The organism is Pseudomonas sp. M5 (assembly GCF_016907075.1).
In the GTDB taxonomy this organism is placed as follows: Bacteria; Pseudomonadota; Gammaproteobacteria; order Pseudomonadales; family Pseudomonadaceae; genus Aquipseudomonas; species Aquipseudomonas putida_E.
In genome coordinates, this window is the sequence record NZ_JAFBBH010000001.1 from 2,503,742 (window position 1) to 2,518,564 (window position 14,823).

Consider the following 14,823-nt stretch of genomic DNA (forward strand, 5'->3'; position numbering starts at 1 on the left):
CACCTGCAAATGGGAAAGATTAAGTGAAGTGTTGCATAGCGCTGCCCTGAGCACACCTGGCAGGCACTATATACCGCCACCACGGCACCGTTTCTGCCACTTTCCGGCCCTCACCCTCGACCCTTGAGAGCCCTTATGTTACTTGGCAAAACGCAACCAGATACCCTTGATTCGCTGACCAAGCTGGCCAGGCAAGTGAGTGAAACGTGCCCGGACATGCGCCAGATGGCGCGAGAGGTCGCGCAGCAGATCCTTGACCGGCATGGCTTGGAGGCACATGACCCTGACAGCGTCTATCTGCACCGGTTTCACACCGCCGTCAGCAGCCCCAGAACCTTCAACGGATGGCAACATCTGGACCCACCGTACGAGTCCCTGACATTGCCCCAGCTGGTCATGCACCGCTTCGATGCCAATGATCAGGACAATGCCGACTTGCTCGGCTACCTCGTCGGTTTCTACAGCGATGGCCCCGGCAAAAATGCCTACGACGAACTCAACGAAGTGCGACTCGACGCGAGGAATGTCCTGGAGTACTTCTGGAGCATCGATTTCGCCAGTCACTTCAAAAGCCGGTTGAAGTCATTCTGGTCAACGCATTCCGAGAACTTTCGTACATTGGCCAAGGCCAACTTCCTGAGCAAAGTGCTAGAAGCCTGTGCACAGGACCCCACGTCAGGGCTTGCAAAGTGTTGCCGGGAAGTCACCCAAGCCTTGGTGGGAGACATCTCCTGGCCGCCTTCGATAGAAGCACTGCAACATCAGTCTGCAACGGGCAAGGGTATTCGTGCATGCACATTCGATATCGGCGGACATGTGGCTACGGATATCCTGCGCGTACAAATGCAAGATGGCAGGCAACTTGTCTACTTGCCCGGCGATGTCGATGCATTGCAGGTGTTCGACAATGATCAGGCGCTGTTCTGGTGGGTGCTCAACCACTGCAATCAGGCCGAAAACCGGGCCCGCTTCATGGCGCACTTCTCCCTCCAAGATCGTGACGAGGGCAATACCAGCATCGGGCTCAACCACCTTGTCGACCTGCTGTATCAAGGCTGGGGAAAAGATGATTACTCCGGCCTTAACACGCTCGATCAGCGAATCGATGGCGATGTTTTTAGCTGGCTGCGCGACAAAGCCCATCAGCGAATGCTCGATGATGCGCACGTTTCCCTGCGCTCGAATGACGATTTGCGCAAACAACTGTGGATCGGCTACCTGAGGGCGTCGCTGAGAGTCTTCGGCCCCATGGCTGCGGTGGACTGGCCCGTTGCGTTGGCCCTGGTGGGTGCCGGCATGGCAGAAACTGGCCTCAATATCGATCAAGCGATCAGTGGCCATACAACCTGCGAACGCAAGGCAGGCGTAACAGGCGCAATTCTTTCGGCCATCGAAACCCTGTTCAACGCCACGTTTCTCCTGAGTGCGCCGGGGCAACCCATTGCAGAACTGGCCGAGGTCACTGAAGCAGGCACAGGGAAAAACCTAGGTTCGGCAGAAGATCCAGCCACGGCCGGCGAAGTGGTCCAGGGCGAGGAGGAGGATGCCAGCGTGACGGATGCGGTGAAAGCCTGGGTCCCTGCGCCGTTCCAGCCCGCAGAAGGCTGGCCGTTGCTTAGCCCATTCGAAACCAACGTTCTACTGAGCGGCGAGCCCGGCACAGGAGCACTCCAAGGTATCTATACGCAGGATGGGCAGTTCTATGTACTGATCGACGAGCTACCCTATCAGGTGCGCTTTGCGCCCGAGCTGAAAACCTGGGCCATTGTGCCTCCCGAGACCCCCTTCTCTTTCTACAAAAGCCAGCCCATCCGGCTGGATGACGAGGGCCATTGGTATCCCGTCGACCGGGGCGGGCTCAAGGGTGGCATGCTCCCGAGGCTTAAAATCTGGGGGCGCCGCGCCACCGGGACAAGCCAGCCTGCGCTAGCCGCCACACCTTACGAAGTGCCTGCCGACTTGCGCGCCTCACTCAAAGACGTGGCAGACGAAGAGCTAACAGGGGTGCGAATCAATATTCATGACCCTGACAGGCTAGCGGCCGTCGCTCGCTTTCTCACGCTTCGCGAGCAACTGGCTACGGATGCCCGCGACTTCATGGCTACTGTGCAAGCGCCTGCGCGCCCTCGATTACCAGACATAATCCCCGGAACAACGCCAAAACAGATCCTGCAAAACATCTATGAGAACAGCCAGGGCCTGGTGGTAGGCGAGGCGCATAGCAGCCTGGGTAGCAAGCGCTTCTTGATCGACAACATGGCTGTGCTACGCAAGCTGAAGGTCAAGACGTTGTACATGGAACATTTCACGACCGACTTCCAGCAGGCCGACCTGGACGCCTTCAACCGCAGCGGCCAACTGCCCACAGCGCTGGACCGCTATATCACCGCACAGGACTTTGGACACCAGACCGACCTGGCAGGCCGATACACCTTCCGCCGGGTATTGCTGGAGGCGCAGAAAAACGGCTTGCGTATCCAGTCCATCGACTGCATGGCAAGCTACCGCCAGGCGTGGGCAACGCCACCATCCCCCGTGGCACGTCAGGAGATGATGAATTTCTATGCTCACCTGATCATCGAAGCTGACCAGGCTGCCCGCGGGCCAGGCAAATGGGTCGCATTGGTCGGTAACACCCATGCCAATAACTTCCATGGCGTTACAGGCCTGGCAGAAACCGAAGGCGTGGTAGGGTTGCGCGTCGAGGATACTCCGGTCGGAGGCGTCGACAGCTATGCGGTCGACCCTGGTGTAGACGCGCCAGAAAAGGGGGGCAAAGTCTGGCACCTGAAAAGCAACATACGGCTGCGCGCCTCGATTGAGCCATTCACCACAGCGGCGACCGATTTTGAAACATTGCTGATCAGGCCGGGTGACTACACCTTTGAACATATCGACAGCGACACGTACCTGATCAATCGCAGCCGCGACCTTAGCCTGCGCCGTACCCCCGTCAAACGCGATGGACGCTTCTATTACATCGAGCGACCAGACTGGCCGACCATTCATGAGCGACGACTAGAGCATCTTTCCGATCTGGACATCTTCCTCAGGATGCGGGGCATGCGTCATGTAGCCCATTGAAGACCATCAACCACTTTGCGAACCGCAAACAACAAGGGCGCCTTGCGGCGCCCTCGTGGCTCAACTCATTCCCACTCAGTTATCAACAGACGACGAAAGCCCATATGAATCAATAGGATAAAACATACTTATTTCAAGGACCCATGAACAGTACCATGACGACCAAAAGTACTACCCATGGGGCCAAGCCAACATCTTTCATAGCAATGGCAGCCGGTAACTGACGCTCCGGGACCGGCGGGCATTAGTCTGAATGACTATCACGTAAAAACTTTAGCCAGTAGCTCAACTACATATAAGGTATTAGCCTGAAACACTTCGCTGTCGCTTCATCATGAATACGGCTAATCGAGCCGGATGATTTGACAAGCATTCCTGGTGTTAAACCTGATGTTGAGAAGCGATGAAGCAAGAGTAGAGAATATCGGCAAAATCCTGCTCATTGATATCGCCGACAACCAAATCCCTAACGGCATCCGCTATCAAATCATTATCTAAAGTAATTTCATAATCATTGAGCGAAAGGTACTCCAAGCCGACTGCAAGCCCGGTACGCTTGTTCGCATCAGGCAGTGCGTGGCCTTGCGCGATGCTGGCAGTGTACTTGGCGGCAATTTCAAATACATCGTCAAGGCCATTATAAGCGATAGCATTATCGATTCGTGCCAGCGCGCCTTGCAAAATCGGAATATTCACTGCCCCCCTTCATGCCGGGTTCGGTAGTCAAGATTTGAGTATTTATTTCAATAACACGCTCAAATGGAAAGAAGATCAATTCCATTACATATCAGCCAACTTCTGAAAAGTCTTCTTGTGAGTCCTGAGAACGAGTTTGGTTTCTGAATAAACGATCTGCTTACCCAAGTCGCCACCCAAGTCCAGCTTCTTGATGGCTTTAACTTTAGGCCTCTTTACTATGGATACGCCATAGGTGTCCAGCTTGTGGCTCATGACTTTAGTACCCCAAACGGTTCGATAATCTTCTGCCCTTACGGTAGCACACTGGGAGGCAAGATACACCGAGCTACCTATTGCGTGTACGCCGCTTGCCCATCAGCCAGCCCAGCCTGATCCGGCCTGGTGGTTTCACCGATAGATCCAAAAAATGCCTCGCATCTCAGCCTTGAGGCTGCGACCGTGTTGAGCAGCCTTTACACGCATGTGCCAATTTCGGGCGGTGACGAATGCAAAACGCCCGCAACTCAGCGGGCGTTTCTGTTAGTCAGCGCAGGCCCATAGCGGGCGTAGGCTCACTCCCACTCGATAGTGGCCGGCGGCTTGCTCGACACGTCGTAAGTCACGCGCGAGATACCGTCGATTTCGTTGATGATACGGCCGCTGACGGTTTCCAGCAGGTCGTAAGGCAGGTGCGCCCAGCGCGCGGTCATGAAGTCCACGGTCTCGACAGCACGCAGGGCCACGACCCAGGCGTAGCGACGGCCGTCGCCCACGACACCAACCGATTTCACCGGCTGGAACACCACGAAGGCCTGGCTGGTCTTGTGGTACCAGTCGGCCTTGCGCAGCTCTTCGATGAAGATGTGGTCGGCGCGACGCAGGATGTCGGCGTACTCCTTCTTCACTTCACCGAGGATACGCACACCCAGGCCCGGGCCCGGGAACGGGTGGCGGTAGACCATGTCGTACGGCAGGCCGAGTTCCAGGCCGATCTTGCGCACTTCGTCCTTGAACAGTTCACGCAGCGGTTCGACCAGCTTGAGGTTCATTTCCTCCGGCAGGCCACCCACGTTGTGGTGCGACTTGATCACGTGGGCCTTGCCGCTCTTGGCGCCGGCAGACTCGATCACGTCCGGGTAGATGGTGCCCTGGGCGAGGAACTGGATGTTGTCCAGTTTGCTGGCTTCGGCATCGAACACGTCGATGAAAGTGCGGCCGATGATCTTGCGCTTCTTCTCCGGGTCGGCTTCGCCTTCCAGGTTGTCGAGGAACTGCTTCTCGGCATCGGCGCGGATCACTTTGACGCCCATGTTCTCCTTGAACATGGCCATCACCTGGTCGCCTTCGTGCAGGCGCAGCAGGCCGTTGTCGACAAAGACGCAGGTCAGCTGGTCGCCGATGGCGCGGTGCAGCAGCGCGGCTACCACGGAGGAGTCGACACCGCCAGACAGGCCCAGCAGGACGTTGGCCGAGCCGACTTGCTGACGCACCTGGGCTATGGCGTCTTCGACGATGTTCGAAGGCGTCCACAGGGCTTCACAGCCACAGATGTCCTGCACGAAGCGGGACAGGATGCGACCGCCTTGCTTGGTGTGGGTCACTTCCGGGTGGAACTGCACGCCGTAGTAGCCGCGCGCGTCGTCGAACATGCCGGCGATCGGGCAGCTCGGGGTGCTGGCCAGGATGTTGAAGTTGCCCGGCATCTGGGTGACCTTGTCGCCGTGGCTCATCCACACGTCCAGGCCCAATACGCCGTCGCCATCAACGTGGTCTTCGATGCCGTCGAGCAGACGGCTCTTGCCGACCACGTCAACGCGGGCATAACCGAACTCGCGCAGGTCCGAACCTTCGACCTTGCCGCCCAGCTGCTCGGCCATGGTCTGCATGCCGTAGCAGATGCCCAGCAACGGTACATTCAGGTCGAACACGGCCTGCGGTGCACGCGGGCTGTTGGCTTCGTGGACCGACTCGGGGCCGCCGGCGAGGATGATGCCGCGCGGGTTGAATTCGCGGATCGCTTCATCGTCCATGTCGAACGGGTGCAGTTCGCAGTAGACACCGATCTCACGCACGCGGCGGGCGATCAGCTGGGTGTACTGGGAACCGAAATCGAGGATCAGGATGCGGTGAGCGTGAATGTCGAGGGCCATGACTCAATCTCTGGTGCAGCTGCAAGCGTCTAGCTGCGAGCTGCAAGTTGATCGGGGAAAACGCGGTAGCTGCTGCAACGCAACTACCGCTTGGAGCTTGAAGCTTGCTACTTACCGCTGGAGGCTTCAGCCGACCCGGTAGTTAGGGGCTTCTTTGGTGATCTGCACGTCATGCACGTGGGACTCGGCCATGCCGGCACCGGTGATGCGCACGAATTCCGGCTTGGTGCGCATCTCTTCGATGGTTGCGCTGCCGGTGTAACCCATGGACGAACGCAGGCCGCCCATCAGCTGGTGGATGATCGCCGCCAGGGCGCCCTTGTACGGTACGCGGCCTTCGATACCTTCCGGTACCAGCTTCTCGGCGCCGGCCGAGGAGTCCTGGAAGTAACGGTCGGAGGAGCCTTGCGCCTGTGCCATGGCACCCAGCGAGCCCATGCCGCGGTAAGCCTTGTAGGAACGGCCCTGGAACAGCTCGACTTCACCTGGGGCTTCTTCGGTACCGGCGAACATCGAACCCATCATCACGCAGGAAGCACCAGCGACGATGGCCTTGGACAGGTCACCCGAGAAGCGGATGCCGCCGTCGGCGATCAGTGGCACGCCAGTGCCTTCCAGTGCCGCTGCAACGTTGGCGATGGCACTGATTTGCGGTACGCCGACACCAGCGACGATACGGGTGGTGCAGATCGAACCTGGGCCGATACCGACCTTGACGGCGTCAGCGCCGGCTTCTGCCAGGGCCTTGGCCGCAGCGCCGGTAGCGATGTTGCCGCCGATCACCTGAACTTGCGGGTAGGTTTCCTTGACCCAGCGAACGCGGTCGATCACACCTTTGGAGTGGCCGTGGGCAGTGTCGACGACAACCACGTCAACGCCAGCCGCTACCAGGGCGGCAACACGCTCGCCGGTGTCCTTGCCGGTGCCGACGGCAGCGCCGACGCGCAGGCGACCCTGGTCGTCCTTGCTGGCCAGCGGGTAGGCCTTGGCTTTTTCGATGTCCTTGACGGTCATCATGCCCTTGAGGCTGAACTTGTCGTCGACGATCAGGACTTTTTCCAGGCGGTGCTTGTGCAGCAGCTCGCGGACTTCGTTCTTGTCGGCGCCTTCGCGCACGGTGACCAGGCGCTCTTTGGGCGTCATCACGTCGCGCACCTTGGCATCCAGGCGGGTTTCGAAGCGTACGTCACGGGAAGTGACGATACCGACCAGGTCGCCGTTCTCCAGCACCGGAACACCCGAGATGTTGTTCAGGCGGGTCAGGTCGAACAGGTCGCGCACGGTGGCGTCGGCTTCGATGGTGATCGGGTCCTTGACCACGCCAGCCTCGAACTTCTTGACCTTGCGTACTTCGCCGGCCTGCTGTTCGATGGTCATGTTCTTGTGGATGATGCCGATGCCGCCTTCCTGAGCCATGGCAATGGCCAGGCGCGCTTCGGTCACGGTATCCATGGCGGCGGAAACCAGAGGGATGTTCAGCTCGATGCCACGAGTCAAACGGGTCTTGAGACTGACTTCATTGGGCAGTACCTCGGAGTAGCCAGGTACAAGGAGGATATCGTCGAAAGTCAGGGCTTCTTGGCTGATACGCAGCATCGCGGGGGCTCCCGGGCGGGAAAAATGGAAGCGCGCCATTATACTCATCCACGGCGCGCCGCTCAATGCAAAATAAGGGCCTTCGGTCAGCGTTCTGGCAGTTTTACCTGCACCACCGCCACCGGCTGGTCCAGCCAGTCGGCGAAGCTGTCGAGAAAGGCCTGGGTAAACCCGGCCTCGCCCCAGTTGTTGAAGATGAACCCCAGGTTGGAAAAGGCACATGGCTGCAGGTAAATGAAGCCATTGATGTCGTCCTCGAAGCCGCACAAGGGGCAGGTGAAGTTGTCACTCACCCCCGGCATCCACTCTTCCAGGCTTTCGAACAAGGGTTCGCCCACCTCGCGCCGGCACTCGGGGCAGCCGGCTTCTTCGAGGAAACCCTCGGTGGGGGTATAGATGCAGCGCTTGAGCATCACTTCCAGGCCGTTGACCGGCGCGCCAAACGGCAGCTTTTGCGGGTGCAGGGCGATTTTGCGCGCGCCTTCGGCCAGGGCATGGCCCATGCGGTTGCCGGTGCGACCGCAAGTGGTCAGTTGCTCCTCGACCACTTTTTCGCGCACCAGCCAGCGCAGGATGGCCCGGGCGCGGGCCTCGTGCACCGGCACGGTGGAGAGTTTCGGGACGATGATGCTCTGGGTGTTCATGGGCGAAACGGGCCTGGGGATTGCGGTAATCGCGCAATTCTACCGCTCACGCGCTCAGGTAGCGACCGATCAGCGCAAGGCCGCTGGCCAGTACCAGCCAGGTGACCAGGCGCACGAAGGCTTCGCGCGACAGCTTGAGGGTCAGCCCACGGCCCACCCAGAGCCCGATGAACATCACCGGCAGCAGGCAGGCGGCGAGCAGCAGCAGGCTGGTATCGGCATAGACGCCGGCGATCAGGAACAACGACAGGCGCACCACCGTGCTGCAGCTGATAAGCGCGCTCTGGGTCGCGCGCACCTGCTCCTTTGCCTCCAGCCGCGCACTCAGGTAGATGGCATAGAGGAAACCGCCGCTGCCGAACAATGCACCGAACAAGCCGCCGATCGTGCCCATCGGTACTGCCCAGGAACCGGAAAGCCTGGCTGGCCGTACTTTTACCGCCAGGCCATAAATCGCGTAGGCGGTGACGAACAGGCCCATCAGCAACAGCAACAGGTCGGATTTCAGGTGGAGCAGGAACACCACACCCAGGGTGCAGCCAACGGCCATGCACGGTAGCAGGCGCAACAATTCGCCGCGCACCACGTCGCGGCGTGACGGCAGCAGGTTGCCGAAAGCAGCGACGAAATCGAGCAGCACCAGTAGCGGAATGATGCGTGACAGCGGCATGAAATGGATGAGGACCGGGCCGGCGACCAGCGCGGTGCCGAAGCCGGCGATGCCGAAGACGATGTAGGCTGCGGCGACGGCGAGCAGGATGGGGAGCCAGTCTGTGACAGAAAAGGAAAGCTGGGCGAGCATTGTGCGATTTCCGGTGATAGACCGGCACAGGGTAGCCTGTTCTGGCCTCATCGCCGGCAAGCCGGCTCCACAGGGCCATGCCTTGCCGCCACCTCTGTGAGCCGGCTTGCCGGCGATGAGGCCAGAACAGACAACCAGGCATCTAGTCATTTATGATGCCCGGCATGATCAAAGACCCCTTCGAACGACTCGGCCTGGACCGCGAGGTTCTCACCGTCAGCCAGCTCAACGGCCGCGCCCGTGTGCTGCTGGAAGACGTGTTCCGCAGCGTCTGGGTGGAAGGCGAGATATCCAACCTCGCCCGCCCGGCCTCCGGCCACATGTACTTCACCCTCAAAGACAGCGGCGCCCAGGTGCGCTGCGCGCTGTTCCGGCAGAACGCCACACGTGTCCGCCAGGCCCTGCGTGATGGCCTGGCAGTGCGTGTGCGCGGCAAGGTCTCGCTGTTCGAAGGCCGTGGCGACTACCAGCTGATTCTCGACACCGTCGAACCGGCCGGTGACGGCGCTCTGCGCCTGGCCTTCGAGGCACTGAAGGAAAAGCTCGGCGCCGAGGGCCTGTTCAGTGCCGAACGCAAAAAGCCGCTGCCCGCCCACCCGCAGCGCATCGGCATCATCAGTTCGCCCACCGGCGCGGTCATCCGCGACATCATCAGCGTGTTCGGCCGCCGCGCCCCGCAGGTCGAACTGAGCCTGATCCCAACAGCAGTACAGGGCCGCGAAGCCATTGCGCAGATCGTGCGCGCCATCCGCCTGGCCGACAGCCTCGGTTTCGATGCCCTGATCCTGGCCCGTGGCGGCGGGTCGCTGGAAGACCTGTGGTGCTTCAACGAAGAAGCCGTGGCGCGTGCAATAGCGGCCTGCGTCACGCCGATCGTCAGCGCCGTGGGCCATGAGACCGACGTGTCGATCAGCGACTTTGTCGCCGATGTGCGCGCCCCTACGCCCTCTGCCGCCGCCGAGCTGCTGGCACCCGACAGCAGCGGGCTGCAGCAGCGCCTTGAAGGGTTGCAGCGGCGCCTGCTGCTGCGCATGCAGAACCGCCTGGCCCACGACCGCCTGCGCCTGGAATCGCTGACCCGGCGCCTGCGCCACCCCGGCGAGCGCTTGCGCCAGCAGGCACAGCGCCTGGACGACCTGGACATGCGCATGCGCCGCGCCTTCCTGCAGAGCCTCAACCAGCGCCGCGAACGCCTGGCGCGCCTCGACACACGCCTGGCCGCGCAGCATCCGGGGCGTACGCTGAAACTGCTCAGCCAACGCCTGGACAGCCTCGCCGAGCGGCTGCCGCGGGCCATGCGCGAGGTGCTCAAGGACCGCCGCCAGCGCTTTCAGGCGCAGTTGCAGACGCTGCAGGTGGTCAGCCCGCTGGCGACCCTGGCACGTGGCTACAGCATCCTTCTCGATGAGCGTGGCCAGGCCATCCGCAGTGCCGAGCAAACCCGCAACGGCCAGCGCCTGACAGCCCGCCTGAATGAGGGCGAATTGCAGGTGCGGGTCGAGGACAACCATCTGACTCCGGTCACCCTTTCCCTACTGGACTGACACATGCCCCGCCTGTTTGCCCCTCTGCTTGCCCTATCCCTGTTGTTGCTGGCCGGCGGCGCCCAGGCCAGCTACATCACCCGCATCCTGAACAAGCCCGTCCCGGGCGGCGTTGCCGTGGTCGATCTGGGCCCGGCGGCCACGGCGCCGAGCGCACGCTTCGACGGCAAACCGGTGCTGGTGGTGAAAGAGCAGGACAACTGGCTGGCCATCGTCGGCATTCCGCTGACGCACAAGCCCGGCCCGGCCCTGCTGACCCAGGGCGGGCGCAGCCTGCCGTTCAGCGTGGGCAACAAGAAGTACCCCGAGCAGCACATCACCCTGAAGAACAAGCGCCAGGTCAACCCCAACCCCGCCGACCTCAAGCGCATCGACCGTGAGCTGGCAGAGCAGATCACGGCCTACCGCAGCTTCAGCCCTAACCTGCCAAGCAACCTGATCCTCGACAAGCCGGTCAGCGGCCCGCTGTCGAGCAAGTTCGGCGTACGCCGCTTCTTCAACGGTGAAGAGCGCAACCCCCATGCGGGGCTCGATTTCGCGGTGCCTGCGGGCACGCCGATCAAGACACCGGCCAATGGCAAGGTGATCCTGGTGGGTGATTATTTCTTCAACGGCCGCACGGTGTTCGTCGACCATGGGCAGGGCTTCATCAGCATGTTCTGCCACATGTCGAAGATTGATGTGAACGTGGGGCAACAAGTGCGTCGCGGCGATGTAGTGGGCAGGGTTGGCTCGACCGGGCGGGCGACCGGGCCGCACATGCACTGGAATGTCAGCCTGAATGATGCGCGGGTGGACCCGGCCATCTTCATTGGTGCGTTCCAGCCCTGACGCCGTAGCGCCTTCATCGCCGGCAAGCCGGCTGCCAACCCCTTCCGGGAGCTGGCTTGCCGGCGAAGAGGCCAGCACCCTCGCCTGCGTTAGCTTGATTTGCGCAATCAAAAAATACAGCGCAATAAGATCGAATCCCGAGAGAAATAACAGCCATAAAATCTCGCCATTTAGCTTTTTTTAAGCATTTATCTCAATTTTTCGCCAGCGCTTGCCATCCCTCACCCCACTGGTTAGGGTTGAAGGCATGAAAACCTTCAGCACCCTCATCCTGCTCCGACAACATCGCAGCCTCTGCCTGGTCAGCGCCCGACTACCAGGCTGATCGCGTCGCCTCGCCTCTTCATCTCGTTATCGCTCGGCAGGCCCGATCTCGGCCGCACACAAAAGGATTGCTTCCATGACCATGCTCAAAGACCCTTCGAAGAAGTACCGCGCCTTCCCGACCATCGACCTGCCAGACCGTACCTGGCCGTCGAAGACCATCACCGAAGCGCCGATCTGGTGCAGCTCGGACCTGCGTGATGGCAACCAGTCGCTGATCGAGCCGATGGACTCGGAGAAGAAGCTGCGGTTCTGGAAGACCTTGGTGCAGGTTGGCGTGAAGGAAATCGAAGCCTCGTTCCCGTCCGCCTCGCAGACCGATTTCGACTTCGTGCGCACCTTGATCGAAGATGGCCACATCCCGGACGACACCACCATCCAGGTGCTCACCCAGGCCCGTGAAGACCTGATCGCGCGCACCTTCGAATCGCTGCGCGGGGCCAAGAAGGCCATCGTCCACCTGTACAACGCCACCAGCCCGTCGTTCCGCCGCATCGTCTTCAACCAGGACAAGCAAGGCGTGAAAGACATCGCGGTGAACGCGGCCAAACTGTTCGTCAAATACGCCGCCCAGCAGCCGGAAACCCAGTGGACGTTCCAGTACTCGCCGGAAACCTTCAGCGCCACTGAGCTGGATTTCGCCAAGGAAGTCTGCGACGCGGTCATCGAAGTGTGGAACCCGACGCCTGAGCACAAGGTCATCCTCAACCTGCCGGCCACCGTGGAAGTTGCCACGCCGAACATCTACGCCGACCAGATCGAGTGGTTCTGCCGCAACATCAGCCGCCGCGACAGCGTGATCATCAGCCTGCACTGCCACAACGACCGTGGCACCGGCATCGCCGCCACCGAGCTGGGCCTGATGGCCGGTGCCGACCGTGCCGAAGGCTGCCTGTTCGGCAATGGCGAGCGTACCGGCAACGTCGACCTGGTGACCCTGGCACTGAACCTCTACACCCAGGGCATCGACCCACAACTGGACTTCTCCGACATCGACGGCGTGCGCAAGGTGGTCGAAGAATGCAACCAGCTGCCGGTTCACCCGCGTCATCCGTATGTCGGTGACCTGGTACACACTGCGTTCTCCGGCTCGCACCAGGACGCCATCCGCAAGGGCTTCGCCAAGCAGCAGGAAGGCGAGCTGTGGGAAGTGCCGTACCTGCCGATCGACCCGGCCGACATCGGCCGCAGCTACGAGGCCGTGATCCGCGTCAACAGCCAGTCGGGCAAAGGCGGCATCACCTACCTGCTCGAGCAGGAGTACGGCATCAGCCTGCCGCGCCGCATGCAGATCGAGTTCAGCCAGGTGGTTCAGGGTGAAACCGACCGCCTTGGCCTGGAAATGACCGCGCAGCAGATCTACAGCCTGCTGCACAAGGAATACCTCCAGGCCAACAGCCCGTACGCACTGGTCAGCCACCGCCTGCAGGAAGAAAACGGCCACAGCGCAGTGGAAGTGGAAGTCGCCGGTGAAGGCGAAACTACCCTGCACTGGCGCGGCAAGGGCAATGGCGCCCTCGAAGCCCTGGTAGCCGGCCTGCCGGTTGCGGTGGAGATCATGGACTACAACGAGCACGCCATCGGTGCCGGCACCAATGCCAAGGCCGCGGCCTACATCGAACTGCGCGTGGCCGGTGGCCGCCCGGTGCACGGCGTGGGTATCGATGAGAACATCACCACGGCCAGCTTCAAGGCACTGTTCAGCGCGCTGAACCGCTCGCTGAGCCAGCAAGAGGCCAAGGCCGCGTAACTTGCCCCCCCAAAAAAGCCCGCATCTTTGATGCGGGCTTTTTTTTACCCTGGATTCACCAGTTGGACTGTCAGCCAGCTTAAACAACAGTTTAAGAAAAATCAGGCCCGTCAGTCAGTATGAGGACTACCCATTTTCACTTTCAACGAAGCGACTGCCATAGGTGCGAGCCCTAACCCTACGGGCACAATACCCGCAAGTATGGCTACAGCACTGCCAAAAGAACTGCTTATCAACCCTGCCAATGGGACAGAAAGCAGCATCGAAACTTTGAAGAGTGCACTGGTAATTCCGGTGACTCTGCCAAGCAAAGCCGCGGGTACCAGCGCCTGTCTCAATGTCCAAGCTGTAATGATCACATAGGCCCCAAAGAAGCCCACGAAAAAGGCTGACACATAGTAAGACTCAACCGTTCCTAGTCCAAGTGGCGACACCCCTGATGCAGCCATTCCAGCACTGCATGTACACACAGCAATGCGGGTATTTAATGCACGCATCATCCTCGGTGCGACTAATCCGGAAAAAATGGAACCCAAAGCATATGAAACCAAAAGGAATGGTGTTTCGCTGATATTGAATACCCCACTGTCCGCAGCACTCAGGAGCACGAAAAAAAGATAAATAGCTGTGAAGGCATTATTGCCCACGACGATATAAACAACATGCACCAGCGGCTTGTTTTGCACAAGCGCCCTATAGCTGGAGATAAAGGAAGTGGGGACAACCGGGGCGATGCGAGGCGGGAGTTCCAAAGAGGAGTAGCGATACAGAAAACTTGAAAGCAAAAAACAAATGGAAGCACCATAAAATACTACCACCGGATTTTGCAACATCAAAAAATATGAGACGGCGACGGGCGATAGGATGAGCGCACAGTGCTCGACGATAAGTAATCCTGCATTCATGCGCGGGAGTAAATCTTTATGGAGGATACGGGGTATCAGGCAAGCACGAAGATTGCTGAGTATATATATCCCGATGGAAATCACACTTAATAGAACAAACGTCTCTAACAACGTCCATCCCCCTCGCCGAATCGCATACAACGCCACATCACAGCATAGCCCCAGCGCGACCAAGAAACCTAAGGCTCGCGAGCGAACTCCATCCACAAGTCTCCCAGCCCAATAACCAAAGGCAACTGGACCTAAATAAACGGTCGCTCTTAGCAGCGCTGAGAAAACTTCATCCCCCGACCCACTTAGCATGCTTAGCGGTACGTAGATAAAAATCACCTGCGCTGCACACGCCTCGACAAAGAAAGCAAGAAGCAGACATGTTATTGCCTTTGATTGATTGTTCATAATTAACTAGTTACACATCAATCAACGAAGCGTAAATCGCGGCCAATCTACCGTCAACCAGCAGATTAGGTTTAATTGTCACCTGACAGTGACAATTTTATCTATGGAAGAGCAAA

At 59.7% G+C, this 14,823-nt stretch carries 10 protein-coding genes; 4 read left to right on the plus strand and 6 right to left on the minus strand.

Going from position 1 to position 14,823, the window contains the following annotated elements:
• Nucleotides 1-135: 135 nt before the first annotated feature.
• Nucleotides 136-3,084: a membrane-targeted effector domain-containing toxin gene (locus JOE27_RS11430; RefSeq protein WP_204918779.1), complete on the plus strand. Its 2,949-nt coding sequence runs from the start codon at nucleotides 136-138 to the stop codon at nucleotides 3,082-3,084.
• Nucleotides 3,085-3,465: 381 nt separating this feature from the next.
• Here JOE27_RS11430 and JOE27_RS11435 read toward each other — a convergent pair whose 3' ends face one another.
• From JOE27_RS11435 to JOE27_RS11455, 5 genes are all read right to left on the minus strand, one after another.
• Entirely contained in the window at nucleotides 3,466-3,780 is a 315-nt protein-coding gene (locus JOE27_RS11435) for a type II toxin-antitoxin system death-on-curing family toxin (RefSeq protein ID WP_348632617.1), read from the minus strand.
• 554 nt (nucleotides 3,781-4,334) lie between these two features.
• Nucleotides 4,335-5,912, minus strand: a complete 1,578-nt coding sequence (gene guaA, locus JOE27_RS11440) for a glutamine-hydrolyzing GMP synthase (RefSeq protein WP_012316007.1) — start codon at nucleotides 5,910-5,912, stop codon at nucleotides 4,335-4,337.
• Between the two features lie 126 nt (nucleotides 5,913-6,038).
• Nucleotides 6,039-7,508 carry an IMP dehydrogenase gene (gene guaB, locus JOE27_RS11445; RefSeq protein WP_008094438.1) on the minus strand — a complete coding sequence of 490 codons (1,470 nt, stop codon included), beginning with the start codon at nucleotides 7,506-7,508 and terminating at the stop codon, nucleotides 6,039-6,041.
• 86 nt (nucleotides 7,509-7,594) lie between these two features.
• Nucleotides 7,595-8,152: a hypothetical protein gene (locus tag JOE27_RS11450; protein WP_046784400.1), complete on the minus strand. Its 558-nt coding sequence runs from the start codon at nucleotides 8,150-8,152 to the stop codon at nucleotides 7,595-7,597.
• Nucleotides 8,153-8,198: 46 nt separating this feature from the next.
• Nucleotides 8,199-8,954 (minus strand): sulfite exporter TauE/SafE family protein, encoded by a 756-nt coding sequence (locus JOE27_RS11455; protein ID WP_204918781.1) that lies wholly within the window; start codon nucleotides 8,952-8,954, stop codon nucleotides 8,199-8,201.
• Nucleotides 8,955-9,118: 164 nt separating this feature from the next.
• On the opposite strand from JOE27_RS11455, the gene xseA reads away from it, so the two are divergent.
• The 3 genes from xseA to leuA all read left to right on the plus strand — a co-directional run bounded on the left by xseA (nucleotide 9,119) and on the right by leuA (nucleotide 13,403).
• Complete coding sequence (gene xseA, locus JOE27_RS11460) at nucleotides 9,119-10,498, plus strand: exodeoxyribonuclease VII large subunit (protein ID WP_204918783.1); 1,380 nt, start codon at nucleotides 9,119-9,121, stop codon at nucleotides 10,496-10,498.
• A 3-nt stretch (nucleotides 10,499-10,501) separates the two neighbouring features.
• The gene (locus JOE27_RS11465; protein WP_204918786.1) at nucleotides 10,502-11,329 is read left to right on the plus strand and encodes a peptidoglycan DD-metalloendopeptidase family protein; all 828 of its coding nucleotides are present in this window, start codon (nucleotides 10,502-10,504) and stop codon (nucleotides 11,327-11,329) included.
• A gap of 400 nt (nucleotides 11,330-11,729) precedes the next feature.
• Nucleotides 11,730-13,403 (plus strand): 2-isopropylmalate synthase, encoded by a 1,674-nt coding sequence (leuA, locus tag JOE27_RS11470; protein WP_115273975.1) that lies wholly within the window; start codon nucleotides 11,730-11,732, stop codon nucleotides 13,401-13,403.
• Nucleotides 13,404-13,513: 110 nt separating this feature from the next.
• Here the strand turns inward: leuA and JOE27_RS11475 are convergent, their stop codons facing one another.
• On the minus strand, nucleotides 13,514-14,707 hold the full coding sequence (locus tag JOE27_RS11475; protein ID WP_204918788.1) for an MFS transporter: 1,194 nt from the start codon (nucleotides 14,705-14,707) through the stop codon (nucleotides 13,514-13,516).
• Nucleotides 14,708-14,823: the final 116 nt, after the last annotated feature.